A 13,376-nucleotide genomic window follows, 5' to 3' on the forward strand; every position below is an offset into this window, starting at 1 on the left:
AACAATCGACACCCCACCACACACCAGATCAACAAACTCCGTGCGGGTGTTCGGGGCAAACAACTTGACCATGAAACGCTCCATCTATCAGAGCGTTGCAACCACCATATGAATTTGCCCGCGGCACATCCGCATCAACTGTACTTTCGGTGGTTAAGTCAGCGCGTTGCGGCGGCCCTCGAAGGCGCGGCCAAGGGTGACCTCGTCGGCGTACTCCAAGTCGCCACCCACAGGCAGGCCCGAGGCCAGTCGAGTCACGGCAATCCCGAGGGTTTTCAGCATGCGCGAGAGGTACGTGGCCGTGGCCTCGCCCTCGAGGTTGGGGTCGGTGGCGATGATGATTTCCTGGATCTGGGCATCGTTCAGGCGCGTGAGCAGCTCGCGAATGCGCAGCTGATCGGGGCCGATCCCGGCGATGGGATTGATGGAGCCACCCAGCACGTGGTACCTGCCGCGGAAGGCGCGCGTGCGCTCAACGGCCAGGACATCCTTGGATTCTTCAACCACGCAAATGACGGTGGGGTCCCGGCGCGTATCGCGGCAAATGTTGCACAGCTCGGCCTCCGTGACGTTGAAGCACACGGTGCAAAACTTCACGCGTTCCTTGACAGTGACGATCGCGCGGACCAGGCGTTGCATGTCCTCGGTGTCCGCCTCCAAGATGTGGAAGGCGAGCCGCTGGGCCGATTTCGGGCCAATCCCCGGCAGGCGTCCCAGCTCATCAATGAGCTCCTGAACTGCTCCCTCGTACACAATGCCTCTTGTCTGTTACTGGTTGATACAACTATTGGTGGTCAAGCTGGCTCAGCTCGCGTTGTTGAGTGGGCGTTCCTCGATGAGCACTCCGCCAAGAATACGCTCGACGGCGGCCTGGCCCACCACTCCGGATTCCTCGATGGTGACATCGTCAGGACTCGGCACATCCTCAACATAGGGCGTGTTGGCCATTGCTACCGGGGTGGCCGCGCGGGCGGCCTGAGCCGCGGGGCTGTTGGCCAGGCGTTGGTACATGCTCAGCTTTTCGCCGGCAGGGCCGCCCTGGTTGTCGGTCTGGACGTCCGACGCCGGAGCCTCCTGCTGCTGTTCCGGCGCCTGCACTGCCGCTTGCCCCAGGGGAACCGAAACAGTGCGAACCGTTGGATAGGTGCTGGAGGCGCCCAGAGGGGAACCGGCTACAGGCAAGGCAGCGTTGAACTTTGCCTCTGGCGCGGATTCAGCAGCTTCCGTTGCCGGGGCGGTCTCAGCCTCGGCCGCGGGATTAGTCTCAGCCACAGTTGCACCGGCGTCCTGCGCCCAGTCCGGAGCGTTGGAGGGGGCTCCCCACCCGGGATCGGCAACCTTCTCCCGGCTTACCTGACCGAGCGAAACGCCCCAATCCTGCACGGGGGCCTGCCCTGATTGCTGTGCAATCTGTTCAGCCAACATGGCGCTGCGCCGCGGTGCTTCCGATTCAACCGGGGCAGCGACGGGTGCTTCCACTACCGGGGCGTCCCAACCAGTGGTCCACGCGGAAATGGGAGAAACCTTCGGCGGCGAATACGCCGGAGTGGGTTCCGTTGCAGCTTGGGGTGCCGACTGGGTTTCCTGGGCTCGCTGCGTTCGCGGGGCAGCGGCGGAATCCGCCGCTGACGACTGGTAGGGGTCACCCTGATAGGGATCCGACGGGGCGTAATCGGCCGGCGGGTACGCCTCAGGTTCATCCCAAGGATCGCTCGGCTCGGTGGGGCCATCCCACGGCGCCTGTTCCAGGACGGGCGGTTGTGCCGTTGCGGTGGCCTCAGTTGCGGGAGCCGGGGTTGCGGGAGCCTGGGCAGCAGGTGCTGCGGCCGCGGGTTCCTGAACCGGTTCATTAACTGGAACGGCCGGTTTGACAGCTGGTTCTACAGTTTCTGCAGCTTTGGGAGCTGCTACGGGCGCAGCGGTTGGCAGCCCCCAAGAATCCGTCGGGGCCGGAACTGATTGCTGGGCAGAACTGCCGTTCCCTCCACGCTGTGGTGAAGGGTTACCGGTTTGGACTTTTGGGTTTGGCTCAGCGCTCGCCCTCGGGGATGGTGCTTCGCCGTCGACGGGCAAGATCTGCACCGACATGCCGAGGACCTCATTGATGGCCTGCTGCAAATTCGCAAGGTGCCCACCATTGCTGAAAGCGCTGATGAGTCCCGTTGAGGGAAGCCCCACACGGAGTTCTTTGCCGTCGAAGGTCTGCGGGACCACGTTTTGGTTGACGATCACCCACGAAGCCATGCGTATGTTCCGCAGCGATCCAAGGATTTCCGGCCAGGCCCGGCGAATGACCTCGATGCCGGTGGAACCGGTGCTCGAGGTTCCGGAGTTGCTCGGCGCAGCATTCGCGGCAGCGGGTGTGGGAGCAGGAACCTGCTGTGTCGGTTCCGGTTCCGGTTCCGGTACTGGTGCCGGTGCCTGGGCTTGAGGTGCCTGAGCTGCTGGCTGTTGACCCTGCTCGTGTGCGGCCGGGGAATCGAAACTAGGCATGCCCTCGGGTGTGGGCAGATCATCCCAGGTACGGACCGGGGCGGGAGCTGCGGGGGCAGCCGCAACGGGAGCGACCGGTGCCTGCGTTGCGGTCGCGGGGGATGGGGCATTTGAACCCCCGGTGGTGTGCCGAGCCGCAACTTCAGCGCCGGCTGCTTCCTTGGCGCGGGCCAGCTGGGCGCGAACTGCGGCCAAGCCGCCGCCGCTCGAGTCCGCCGGAGCCGAGGCTACGGGCGCGAAGGAGGTGGGTGCCGGCGTCGAACTTTGAGCGGTGAAGTCCTGGCTGGGAGCTGCCGGTGCGGCCTGCACGGATTGAGCTGCCGGGGCGTTGCCGGCCGGCGCTGCTGGGGCACCGCCGTAGTTCAAGCGCCGTTCAAGCTGATCGAGCCGGGTGGCCATGCCGCGCACCGAGGAGTCGGCGCCAGGAAGGAGCAGGCGTGCGCCCAGCAATTCCAGATGCAGACGGGGTGAGGATGCACCCGTCATTTCATTGAATGCGGCGTTCGTGACATCTGCTGCGCGGGAGAGTTCGGCGGCGCCAAGCTGGGCGGCCTGTGTCTGCATGCGGGCGATGAGTTCATCCGGTGTGCCGCGGAGGATCGCGTGGGCACTTTCCGGCATGGCCTGGACAATGATGAGATCGCGGAAACGCTCCAGCAGGTCCTCGACGAAGCGGCGGGGATCGTGTCCGGTCTGGATCACACGGTCTACGGACTTGAAGACGGTGGCGGAGTCACTGGCAGCCAGCGCCTCGACAACATCGTCCAAGAGGGAGGAGTGGGTGTAGCCGAGCAGGTCAACGGCAAGATCGTAATCCAGGCCAGATGTGCCGGCACCGGCCATGAGCTGGTCAAGGACGGACAGCGAATCACGGACGGATCCGCCACCGGCCCGCACCACGAGGGAGAGTACACCGGGTGCGACCGCAACGTTCTCGGCCTCGCACAGATGTGCCAAATAGGCCATGAGCGGCTCCGGCGGCACCAGCCTAAACGGGTAGTGGTGGGTACGTGAGCGGATGGTCCCAATGACTTTGTCCGGCTCGGTGGTGGCGAAGATGAACTTGATGTGCTCCGGCGGCTCTTCGACGATTTTCAGCAGGGCATTAAAGCCGGCGGACGTGACCATGTGGGCCTCGTCGATGATGAAGATCTTGTAGCGGTCACGGATGGGGGCAAAAGTGGCGCGTTCGCGGAGATCGCGGGCGTCATCAACGCCACCGTGGCTGGCAGCATCGATTTCAATGACATCGAGGGAGCCGGCGCCGCCGCGGGCCAGCTCAACGCAGCTGTCGCACTCGCCGCATGGGTGAGAGGTGGGGCCCTTGGCGCAGTTCAGGCAGCGGGCCAGAATTCGGGCCGAGGTGGTTTTTCCGCAACCGCGGGGGCCGGAGAAGAGGTAGGCGTGATTTACGCGGTTCTTGTCGAGGGCAGCCATGAGAGGCGCCGTGACATGTTCTTGGCCAATGACGGTGGCAAATGAGTCCGGGCGGTACCGGCGATACAGGGCTGTTGGTGCGCTCACAGTTGAAACCCTATCTAATCCGCCTGACAAAATGCCGCGTGGTGCTGCAAATCCGGCATATCTGGGGATAAATAAAAGACCCCTCATGCACCCGCCAGAGCCCGCTTACCCTTGCTACCTTCCGGTCCTGGGGGAGTTCACAGGGTGACGCCACATGAGGGGCCGGGAATCAGCTTACCCGACTGTGGCAGTGCGGGCGAATCCGATTGGCCAGAAGTTGGCCAGAAGGTGGGCATTTCAATATTCGCGCCCCGGTGGTACGTTCGCCAGAGGGGCTTGGACGAGAAGATTAAGCTGGCCCAGCACCATGGGTGCCCCGGTGCATTATTGGCCATCGCAAGGAGTGAATCGCCATGCTAGGTTACGGGTTCTTCGAATGGGTCTTCTGGGTATTGGCCTTCGGTGCAGGAGCGCTTGCCCTGACCCGTGGTGAAGTTTTTTCCAGCCACTCCTCGCAACGGGTTCGTGGACATGCGGGCCAGCAAATTTTCCTGTGGATGGCAACAGCGGCTTTCGCATTGGCCGGGTTCGTCACGGCCGTCCTAGCCTTGCGTGCCGGTCACTGATTTACGACGGCGGCGGACCACCCCTGCGCTCGATTCGTGAGTTTGGCACTTTGTCAGGTACTCTTGAACCTGCCGTGTTCTGCACGGCAAGCTGGAGGATTCGCCTAGCGGCCTATGGCGCACGCCTGGAACGCGTGTTGGGTTAACGCCCTCGGGGGTTCAAATCCCCCATCCTCCGCCAGCTAGAAGGTCCGGAATCATTGCGATTCCGGGCCTTCTGTCGTTAAAGCAGTCGTTAGTCAGCGGACTCTCACAACTACAGTGGCTAGACTCTGGCTGTGAGCACTCAAACTTTAGACACCATTGCCCTGATCCTCAACGATGGATCCGAAACGTCACTTCCGGAGTTGGCCGAGAGGGCCGTCCTGCTGGTCAACGTGGCCTCCAAATGCGGCTTCACCAAGCAATACGACGCCCTTGAAGCCCTCCACGAAAAGTACCGTGGACAGGGCCTGAGCGTTGTCGGCATCCCCTGCAACCAATTCGGCGCCCAGGAACCGGGTACTGAAGAGGAAATTGCGGAATTCTGCCGCAAGAACTTTGGCGTGACGTTCCCGCTCGCGGCCAAGACCGATGTCAACGGGCCCGAGGCCCATCCGCTCTACGCCGCGCTGACCAAGGACGGCACCGAGCCGGTGAAATGGAACTTTGAGAAATTCCTCATCACCAACGACGGCGACGTCCTAGGCCGCTTCGCCTCTGACGTCACGCCGGACGCACCCGAGCTCGTGGCGGCCGTCGAAGCAGCGCTCAGCTAGGCCGCCAGCCCTAGCGCGCCAGGCCGTCCAGCCAGAACTGCAGGAAGGCTGCGCCTGCGAAGTCGTTGACAACCTCGTCGCCCAGTTGCAGGTCAGCAGCCGTCTTCACGGGGTACGGCTTGGCGGGGACGCCCTCGGCAGGCCGCACATCCACGTGCTTGACCAGGTGGTCCTGGTGGTGCAGCCAATCGGCCATGGCGTAGTCCGTGCGGGAATCACCCACGGTGCGCCAGGCCTGGGGCACAATGCCCTGGGCGGCGAGCAGTTCCACGGCGCGGCTGGCACCTAGGTCCTTGCCAAGGCGCACCGACTCAATGTCTGTGGAGATGATGGACGGGTCAACGCGGTAGTCGATGCTGCCCGCCGAACCCGGCGCCCGGTGCTCGAGCCGGGTGGCACCCAAGTCATGCACGGCCAGCAAAGCCAGCGCGTCGGCGTCGAACTTTGCTTGTTGGGCGAGGTAAACGCTGCTCTCGACTTCCACATGCTGCTCCACCGACACCATGGCGCGCTTGGTCTCATCGAAGAACATGTAATCGGCGTAGGAGCGGGCTACGAGGTCGCGGATGTCGTCACCGTAGGCCTTGGGCATGGCCAGCTCCTTGTCCACGTGGATGGGACCGGGGCCATCGGGGGTGAAGCTGAACCAGACGGCGCCCTTCTCGCAGATAGCGTGGACGGTGGAACCCTCGGGCAGACCGGCCGCCAGCATCGGTGCCATGAGCTGTTCGGCGATGAAGTCATCCGAACGGCCGGTATTGAACACCACGGGAATGCCCTGGCGGACCAGTTCGATCAGGCTCGTGATGATGTCGGGGGACACGCGGCGGGTCACGGGGCTGGCGAGCGGGCCATCCACGTCAAGGAGCAAAGCAAGAGTGGGCTGCAAAAGAGTCATGGCCCCATGTTCCCAGCACGGCCGGTTGAAGTGCTACTTTATGTAACCTTTTGGCGACACACCCCGCGGCGCGACGGCGAGGCAGTTCCTTTAGGGCCGTGTTGTCCCTAGTCTGAAGGGGTGATCTTCAAAGCTGTTGGCGACAAACGCCCTTACCCTGACCATGGCCACGTGACGCCCAAAGACTGGGCCGGCGTTGCGCCGCGGCAGGTCAGGCTTGCCGAACTGGTCACGACCAAGTCGAAGCTGGACCTGGAAGCGCTGCTGGCCGAGGATTCAACGTTTTTTGGTGACTTGTTCCCCCACGTTGTGCAGTGGCGGGACACCCTCTACCTTGAGGACGGCCTGCACCGAGCCGTCCGCACAGCCCTGCACCAGCGCACCATCCTGCATGCCCGCGTTTTGGTCATAGATGACTAGCTCTCCTGCGGGGCCGCCCTCGGGCACTCCCGCGGAGAAGAACGACGGCGCCACTGACGACATAGTCCTGCTCACTGCAACGCAGAAGCGCCGGGCCGCTCGCGAGGAGCGCCGGCAGGCCAAGGATGCGCTCTATGAACTGCGGCAGGAACGCAAGAAAGCCAAGGATGGCACCTCTTTGCGTGGCCATCACATTGTCAATGCCAGAGGGCTGGCAGAAGCGTTCCCGCCGCCAGAGACAACTGAAATCGAGCCCGTCGCGGTGCGCCGGCGTATATTCCACGGTGCAATCTTGGTGATCCTGGTGGCGATGCTTGTGGCTGGCTTGGTCCTGGCCACCATGGTGCAGCGAGGCGAAATCGAGCTGAAAATTGGGGACTGGAAGCCCATCGCCGCACCTGTCACCTGCCCCGCCGAGACACTTGAGTATGCGCCCAATAAGACCGTGACCGTCAACGTGTACAACGGCGGAAGCACGGAGGGGCGGGCCGGGCAAGTGGCCGAGGATTTGAAGAAGCGTGGCTTCTTGGTCAAGGACATTGCAAATAAGGATTCGGACTATGCCGCACCGACGGTAGTGGTGTCCGGGGCTAATGGTCATTCGGCAGCCCTCACCCTGCAGAAGAACTTCCCCGACTCTGACTACGTGCAAGACGATCGCCAAGATGCCACGGTGGATGTCATCGTCACCGCCAACTACGTCGCCCTGGTCGCGGAACCAAAAGTGGACACGAAACCCGGCGTCCTCTCCTGCCCGCGCCTGAGCCCGGCACCCAGCGCACCGGCAAGCGTTCCGGCGGGTGCGGCGGCGAAACTCTAGTCCAGAACTTATTGGGCCAGAACTTATTAATCCAGCGTGACGGGATGGCCCTGGGCGTCAAAGGCCGCGCCAACGCCGGCCTGGATGAAGCGCACAGCGGCCGCAATGCGGTCCTCGTCGGGTGTGTCCGAATTGCGGCGGGATGCGCTCGCGGTCAAGGATCCGTGGATCAGTTGCACGAGGCCCTCGATGTCGGCCGGCGGCAGGAATTTTTGGTCCATGCCGTCCTGAAGAATATCGATGAGGATCGTATTCAGCTCGCCAACATGGACGCCAAGTTTCGAGAACGATTCACTGGAAAGTACCGATCGCATGGCCGGGCCCGGAGGCAGGTGGCGGCGGGTGAGGTCTTCCAGTTGCGCGCGGACATAGAGGGCAAGGCGGTCCACCGGATTCTCAAGCCCCTGCAGGCTCGACTTGAGATCGGCGACAAACTTGCCGGTTTCATCCAGTGCGTAGGCAACCAGGAGCTGTTCCAGATCGGCAAAGTAGTTGTAAACGGCGGTGCGTCCCACGCCAGCGGTCCTGGCAACATCGGTCATGGTCAGACCGGGCAAACCGTGGGTAAACAACAGTTCACCAAAAGCGTTGAGGATCTTGCGCTGCGTTTGCTCGCGCTGCGCCGCGTTCGTGGGGGCGGCTATTCGAGGCATAGTGACAGTTTAGCGGCAATTCGTCAGCAAAAGTATTTTCTGGATCTGCTACCGCTGGATGGCCGTCCGCCGAATCGCAAGAACACGCAGCACGGCGGCGCTCACATCCCGCTCAAAAGGCAGTTCGGCCATGGTCAAATGTGAGGCCACCAGTGCCTTGTCGATGCACTTGGCCACGAGCCGTTCGGGAATATGCAGGGTGCGGCCAAAACGCAGCCAGTCATTGCGGTTCAAACCAGTCCGGGCGCCAGCGCTGCCGCCAACTGGCAGCGCCATGCCCGGATCGCGTGACGGATCGCCGTCGAGGAGATCCGTGAGAATTCCGCCAGGCACGCCGGCCGCAAATCCCTGTTCAATCTCTGCAGCAAGGGTGCACTGCAGATCGTAAGCAGGAGCTACAAGCCATTCGCCGCTGGGTTGCTGCACCACGGAAATGTTCTTGGCGTGCAGGTTGCCGTTGCCCGTGAGCCAGGCAAAGAGGAACTGCAGAAAAATGTTCCGGGCGGCCAGCGCTTGGGACGCGCACATTTTCACGGCGGAGGCCGCAACCGCCTCACTCGGCACAGAGTACTTGCGTCCCGGCAGCAGGCCCATGAGCTGACCGCAGTCCTCAACCGCCAGCGACCCACTGGGGGACCGATCAAAACGGGAGACGAGCAGCGCGGCTTGGCCAACGCCGTCGTACACCAGGCGGGCATCCGCAACCGGGATGGACAGCGCCTTCGCCTTGTTCAGCAGCAGGAATTCCGTTTCAACTTGGCGTTCGTGGCTGCCATCGTTGAACTTGAGGATGTAGGCGCGCGTGGGGTCCTTGTCGTGACGGTAGGAGGCCGTTACCTTGTCCTGCATGCCGGGCAGCGAGGACAGATCCACGGGGCCGGGGACGGCAGCAAAATCGGCAAAGTTGATGTCATCCATGGTCTTGGTGACCATCAGGAGTGCTGGAATGGGTCGCGGTTTCTCGCCGGCAGCCACGATTTGCACGTCGCCCACAGGGTTCTCGCCCGCGGCAAGGAGGAGCGAGAATTCATCCGAGATGGTGGTCTTGACGGCCCACCGGAGCTTGGCAAGCCGTTCGCCTTCCGGCAGGAGCCCGGCAAAGAATGCCGGGACATTGCCGTGGCCAAGGGTGACGGGGACATCCAGTGCGGGCAGGGTGGAAGCGATCGCCGGACCGCCAGCGTGGAGGTAGCCGCTGAGGTAGGAAAACACCACGCCAAGGCCGGGGCTGCGGGTTAGCGTCGCTGCTGCCCGGCCCTTCTTGTAAATCACGGCCTGGGTGACGGTTTTGGCGTATTCCAGGTTTTTCACGTCCCGGTGACCTGCAGACTCAGGGTCATGCCCAACGCGGACGCCACGGCGGTCAGTATGTCCAGCCGAATGGTTTCGCGGCCATTCTCCAAATCGCTCAGCACTCTCGTTGAGATGTCGGCAAGGTCCGCCGTTTCGCTTTGGGTCAAGTGCAAGGTCCTGCGCCGTGCGCGCAACGCGGCGCCAAGCTCGGCAACGTCCATGGTGACTCGTCCTTTCCTTGACTGCTCTGTTGCCATCATCCTATGCTCTGAGGTGCCATTTTCTGCACGATCATGCCGAATATTAAGTGGCAGTGTGGCCGCATGAAGCTGGTCCTGGTGGCGTCCTGGCGTTGGCTAGGGTTGTGCGGTGACCAATTTTCTTGTGAAGCGACCCTGGACCGGCCGGATCGGCGCCCTTTTGGGCATCATGATCATGGCCCTGAGCCTGCGAACAGCCGTCTCCGTGGTGCCACCACTTCTCGGGGAGCTCACAGGTGAGCTGGGGTTCACGGCCGGAACCACGGGTCTGCTGGCCATGTTGCCACCCCTGCTGTTTGCCATCTTCGGTCTCCTGACTCCCGTCCTGATCCGCCGGTTTGGCCTGGAAAAGGCGCTGCTCGCCGCAGTCGTACTGGCCGTGCTGGGGCAGCTGGGGCGCGCTACGACGGAGGCGGTCTGGCCGTTCCTGGGCCTGACAGCTGTGGTCATGGCCGGATATGGCATTGGCAACGTGGTGCTGCCGCCGCTGGTCAAGAAGTACTTCCCGGACCGGGTGGGCCTCGTGACGGCCGGCTACGTAACGATGCTGGCGGTTGGAACAGCGATCAGCCCGCAGCTGGCCGTGCCGGTTGCCGGGGCCGCGAATTGGCGCGTCTCCATTGGCATGTGGGCCTCGGTCAGTTTCCTGGTGCTGCTGCCGTGGATCACCCAATTTGTGCGTGATCGCAAGGACAAGCACGACGACGCCAACCCCCTAGGCGCGCCCGCTCACCTGCGTGCCGGGGTGGCAAGCGCCGTGCCTCATCTGCGGCCGTGGCGCTCACCGGTGGCGTGGGGGCTGGCCATCTTCTTGGCCGGTAACTCGGCTCAAACGTATGTGTATTTCACCTGGCTGCCGCCGTATCTTTCCGGGCAGGGTGTGGACGCGGCTACGGCCGGCAGTGCGCTGGCCTACTTCGCCATTCTTGGGCTGCCGGTGAGTTTGCTGGTGCCCTTGTGGGTGCCGCGAATGAAGAATCCCATCATTGCCATCGGCCTCTTCGCGTTGTGCTGGGCCACCGGTCACCTGGGCCTGTATCTCTCGCCGCTGGATGGAACGTGGCTGTGGGTGACGTTTGCCGGCCTGGGTCAGGGCACCTTCGCTACGGCACTGCTCATGGTCAATCTGCGTTCGCGGACAACGCATGGTTCGTCGGTGCTGTCCGGATTCAGCCAAGGCTTGGGGTACGCGGGGGCCGGGCTTGTGCCCCTGATGTTCGGCACCATTCACGACGCCACTGGCACCTGGACGGCCTCCTTCGCCATGCTCGGCGGGTGCCTTGCAGTCATGATGACGGGCGCCGTGATGATCAATGCGAAGCGCTACATTGAGGACTCGGCCGAATAAGTACGCACCTTCTCCGCATAACCGTACTTTCCCCGCTTACCCGGGGGTTAAAACCCTCGGGTAAGCGGGGAAAGTACGGTTATGCGCCATGGTGTCTAGAAGCTGGAGGAGCTGCCGGAGCCGGAGAAGCTTCCACCGCTGGAACCGTAGCCGGAGCTGCTGCCGCTCGAGCTGGCTTGAGTGCGGGCGGTGTCCACCTTGTCCTGCCCCATCAGATAGCCCGCGCTGAAGGAATGCACCGGATAGAACATGTAGCCATCGAAAACCGAGCCGAGGATGGTGGTCCGGCGGCCGCGCACAGCATTCATGCGGCTGCTTTCCATGGCCTTCTCCATAGAGGCTTTCTCGGATTTCGTCTTGGTGTACTTGCCAATCATGGCCTCTGAATGTTGCTGCAGCAGGGCCGTCAATTCCTGGCTCATTCCTCGAAGTTCATCCAAGGCAGCGTCAGGGGTGATGCGTCCGGATTGAAAATCGGCGGCGAGTTGCTCAAGACCTTGGGACCTTTGCCCATGAAGGGATGCCAAGGCGGCGGTGCTCGCCAACCCCTGCGCTTCCGGTTGGCTGATCAGCGCCGGCAGCTGTGCAAGATCCTCGCGCAAGGGACGGACCTGCCGATCCCAGGCACCTTCCCAACCGGCATACCTGTTCAGCAGGGCGTTGGTATCCCCGATGACATCGTCCAAGGTGTCCAGATCCTCGGCCATATCGGCGTAGCGGGCAACGGTTGCGACGCTGCCGGCCTTGCCAAGATCCTTCTTTGTGAAAGCGTGGGACTGCTCGTTCAGGGTCCTGGTTTCAAGGTATTTGGTACTGAAATTGCGGTACTTTTCCAGCAACAACGTGCCGTAGCTGGACGCTTCGGGGATGGTTTTGGCGTTAAGTTCGGTGACGTCCAGGGCAAGGCTCACGCTGGAGTAGCCGGCATCGCCGCGCTGCAGATGTCCGGCGGCCTTGGTGCGGTTGTTGGCACGCACGCCTGCCCGGATGCCGAAGCCCAGCAAGGCCAATCCGCCGGTGATGCCGGCGGTAATGATGAAGCCTGCCGAAAGGTACCAGGGCTGGTTGATCAGTGCTGCACCCTTCTTGACGCCAGCGATCGCGCCGTCGGTCCACTGGGCCTCGCGGAAGAGATCCTTGGTGGATTCCTGGATGGCTTCCTGCTTTGAGAGCGACACCTTGCGGTCTTCACCCATGTACGTGCCGACCTTGCGACCGGCCGGGTCAAAGGCAAGGATGAAAAGTCCGTCGGCCCATTTCTGGCCATCGGCGCTGATCCATTCGGGGTGATTGGCGCGCGCGTAACGGAGAACTTCTTCGTTAAAGTTGTCGCTGGAGGAGCCGTTTCGCGTGTAAATAACGACCGTAGTGGGACTGTGGAAGTTGATCTTCTCCACAGCGGGGAGCAACTGGGGTTGATACAAGACACCCGCCGTGTCCTCGACAATGACGTCTGTTGGCGGTGCGGCAATGGCTGCCGGTGCGGCACCAAGAATTGCCATGAGCGTCAGTGCAAGAATCCCCAGAATCTTCTTCATGGGTACAGCCCACCATTTTCTTGGTGGTGGGTGCAAGCTTGGATGTCAGACCCTCCTGCCAGACTACGGCTACAGCGCTTGAATCATCACTCAAGCGATAGCCGTTAGCCTTCAGGAGTCGTCATGAAAATCCCTCCATCGGACGTAACATCCAGCTCTTCGACGTCGTCCGCTATCCCGCCGGTGCCCCCTGCTCCACGAGAGGCGCCGAAGCAACTCGTCAAGCCCAAGCGCCGTGGTTCAAAAGTAGTAGGAGTGGCTCTCGCCGCCGTCGTACTTTTTGGTGGTGGATTTCTTACTGCCGCCATGACCGCCGATCCCACGACCAGCGAGGAATACGCCGTGTTGGATGCCACCGGTCAGCGCGCTGCCTCGAATCGCGACGCCTACAAAGGCCAGCGGGATGCCCTGCAGGACAAGATGGCCGCACTGGAAACGGAAGCGCAGAAAAAGGACGACGCCGTCCTGCTCCGTGAGGCTGCGGTAAAAAAGTCCGAAGAAGAAGTCAAGAAGCGTGAGTCTGCCGTGACCACTGTGGAAAAGAAGCAGGCAGCGAACACCGTTGTCGATGGCACCTGGGTTGTTGGGGTGGACATTGAAGCCGGGACCTACAAGGCGAAAAGCAGTGTCGGCTCGTCCTGCTATTGGGCAATCCTTACGAGCGGCACCAACGGTGACGACATCATCAACAACGACATTCCCGGCGGCGGACTTCCGTCAGTGACCCTGTTGGCAGGACAAGATTTCAAGTCCTCACGCTGTGGATCCTGGAGTAAGCAGTAACCATCTAGCTCGAGGGCTGGCA

The 13,376-nt window shown here is 62.3% G+C and carries 13 protein-coding genes, 1 tRNA gene and 1 other RNA gene; 7 read left to right on the forward strand and 8 right to left on the reverse strand.

The genetic code is table 11. The annotated features are described in order from the left end of the window. Window positions 1-153 precede the first annotated feature (153 nt). From recR to ffs, 3 genes are all read right to left on the reverse strand, one after another. Window positions 154-753, reverse strand: coding sequence for a recombination mediator RecR (recR, locus tag ACP7B9_RS00005; RefSeq protein WP_425859624.1), 600 nt, complete (start codon window positions 751-753; stop codon window positions 154-156). 51 nt (window positions 754-804) lie between these two features. After that, a complete protein-coding gene (locus ACP7B9_RS00010; RefSeq protein WP_425859626.1) occupies window positions 805-4,017 on the reverse strand; it encodes a DNA polymerase III subunit gamma and tau in 3,213 nt (1,070 codons plus the stop codon). A 71-nt stretch (window positions 4,018-4,088) separates the two neighbouring features. Then, window positions 4,089-4,184: signal recognition particle sRNA small type (gene ffs / locus ACP7B9_RS00015), an RNA gene on the reverse strand. Between the two features lie 186 nt (window positions 4,185-4,370). Between ffs and ACP7B9_RS00020 the strand changes: the two genes are divergently transcribed. The 3 genes from ACP7B9_RS00020 to ACP7B9_RS00030 all read left to right on the forward strand — a co-directional run bounded on the left by ACP7B9_RS00020 (window position 4,371) and on the right by ACP7B9_RS00030 (window position 5,341). Next, entirely contained in the window at window positions 4,371-4,583 is a 213-nt protein-coding gene (locus ACP7B9_RS00020; RefSeq protein WP_425859628.1) for a hypothetical protein, read from the forward strand. Between the two features lie 93 nt (window positions 4,584-4,676). Continuing rightward, a tRNA-Ser gene (locus ACP7B9_RS00025) sits at window positions 4,677-4,764 on the forward strand. Window positions 4,765-4,861: 97 nt separating this feature from the next. Then, window positions 4,862-5,341: a glutathione peroxidase gene (locus ACP7B9_RS00030; protein WP_425859630.1), complete on the forward strand. Its 480-nt coding sequence runs from the start codon at window positions 4,862-4,864 to the stop codon at window positions 5,339-5,341. 10 nt (window positions 5,342-5,351) lie between these two features. Here the strand turns inward: ACP7B9_RS00030 and ACP7B9_RS00035 are convergent, their stop codons facing one another. Beyond that, window positions 5,352-6,239, reverse strand: coding sequence for a hypothetical protein (locus ACP7B9_RS00035; RefSeq protein WP_425859632.1), 888 nt, complete (start codon window positions 6,237-6,239; stop codon window positions 5,352-5,354). Window positions 6,240-6,359: 120 nt separating this feature from the next. On the opposite strand from ACP7B9_RS00035, the gene ACP7B9_RS00040 reads away from it, so the two are divergent. Further along, entirely contained in the window at window positions 6,360-6,659 is a 300-nt protein-coding gene (locus ACP7B9_RS00040) for a type II toxin-antitoxin system VapB family antitoxin (protein WP_425859633.1), read from the forward strand. After that, window positions 6,652-7,479, forward strand: a complete 828-nt coding sequence (locus tag ACP7B9_RS00045; protein ID WP_425859635.1) for a LytR C-terminal domain-containing protein — start codon at window positions 6,652-6,654, stop codon at window positions 7,477-7,479. Before ACP7B9_RS00040 ends, ACP7B9_RS00045 begins: the two co-directional genes overlap by 8 nt. 26 nt (window positions 7,480-7,505) lie before the next feature. Here ACP7B9_RS00045 and ACP7B9_RS00050 read toward each other — a convergent pair whose 3' ends face one another. Genes ACP7B9_RS00050 through ACP7B9_RS00060 form a run of 3 tightly spaced genes read right to left on the reverse strand, consistent with a single transcriptional unit; the run spans window position 7,506 to window position 9,646 of the window. After that, window positions 7,506-8,132: a TetR/AcrR family transcriptional regulator gene (locus ACP7B9_RS00050; protein WP_425859636.1), complete on the reverse strand. Its 627-nt coding sequence runs from the start codon at window positions 8,130-8,132 to the stop codon at window positions 7,506-7,508. Between the two features lie 48 nt (window positions 8,133-8,180). After that, on the reverse strand, window positions 8,181-9,443 hold the full coding sequence (locus ACP7B9_RS00055) for a type II toxin-antitoxin system HipA family toxin (RefSeq protein ID WP_425859638.1): 1,263 nt from the start codon (window positions 9,441-9,443) through the stop codon (window positions 8,181-8,183). After that, on the reverse strand, window positions 9,440-9,646 hold the full coding sequence (locus ACP7B9_RS00060; RefSeq protein WP_425859640.1) for a helix-turn-helix domain-containing protein: 207 nt from the start codon (window positions 9,644-9,646) through the stop codon (window positions 9,440-9,442). The genes ACP7B9_RS00055 and ACP7B9_RS00060 overlap by 4 nt, the downstream gene beginning before the upstream one ends. 148 nt (window positions 9,647-9,794) lie before the next feature. Between ACP7B9_RS00060 and ACP7B9_RS00065 the strand changes: the two genes are divergently transcribed. Next, complete coding sequence (locus ACP7B9_RS00065; RefSeq protein WP_425859642.1) at window positions 9,795-11,033, forward strand: CynX/NimT family MFS transporter; 1,239 nt, start codon at window positions 9,795-9,797, stop codon at window positions 11,031-11,033. A 95-nt stretch (window positions 11,034-11,128) separates the two neighbouring features. Here ACP7B9_RS00065 and ACP7B9_RS00070 read toward each other — a convergent pair whose 3' ends face one another. Beyond that, window positions 11,129-12,571, reverse strand: coding sequence for a DUF5129 domain-containing protein (locus tag ACP7B9_RS00070; RefSeq protein WP_425859644.1), 1,443 nt, complete (start codon window positions 12,569-12,571; stop codon window positions 11,129-11,131). 123 nt (window positions 12,572-12,694) lie between these two features. On the opposite strand from ACP7B9_RS00070, the gene ACP7B9_RS00075 reads away from it, so the two are divergent. After that, window positions 12,695-13,354, forward strand: a complete 660-nt coding sequence (locus ACP7B9_RS00075; RefSeq protein ID WP_425859646.1) for a hypothetical protein — start codon at window positions 12,695-12,697, stop codon at window positions 13,352-13,354. Window positions 13,355-13,376: the final 22 nt, after the last annotated feature.

The organism is Arthrobacter sp. TWP1-1 (genome assembly GCF_049897845.1).
Classification (GTDB): domain Bacteria; phylum Actinomycetota; class Actinomycetes; order Actinomycetales; family Micrococcaceae; genus Specibacter.

Bases quoted from the DNA above. Each gene is read 5' to 3' on its own strand.
- ACP7B9_RS00020 (WP_425859628.1), top strand. From the start codon at position 4,371: ATGCTAGGTTACGGGTTCTTCGAATGGGTCTTCTGGGTATTGGCCTTC.
- ACP7B9_RS00035 (WP_425859632.1), bottom strand. From the start codon at position 6,239: ATGACTCTTTTGCAGCCCACTCTTGCTTTGCTCCTTGACGTGGATGGC.
- ACP7B9_RS00045 (WP_425859635.1), top strand. From the start codon at position 6,652: ATGACTAGCTCTCCTGCGGGGCCGCCCTCGGGCACTCCCGCGGAGAAG.
- ACP7B9_RS00050 (WP_425859636.1), bottom strand. From the start codon at position 8,132: ATGCCTCGAATAGCCGCCCCCACGAACGCGGCGCAGCGCGAGCAAACG.
- ACP7B9_RS00060 (WP_425859640.1), bottom strand. From the start codon at position 9,646: ATGGACGTTGCCGAGCTTGGCGCCGCGTTGCGCGCACGGCGCAGGACC.
- ACP7B9_RS00070 (WP_425859644.1), bottom strand. From the start codon at position 12,571: ATGAAGAAGATTCTGGGGATTCTTGCACTGACGCTCATGGCAATTCTT.
- ACP7B9_RS00075 (WP_425859646.1), top strand. From the start codon at position 12,695: ATGAAAATCCCTCCATCGGACGTAACATCCAGCTCTTCGACGTCGTCC.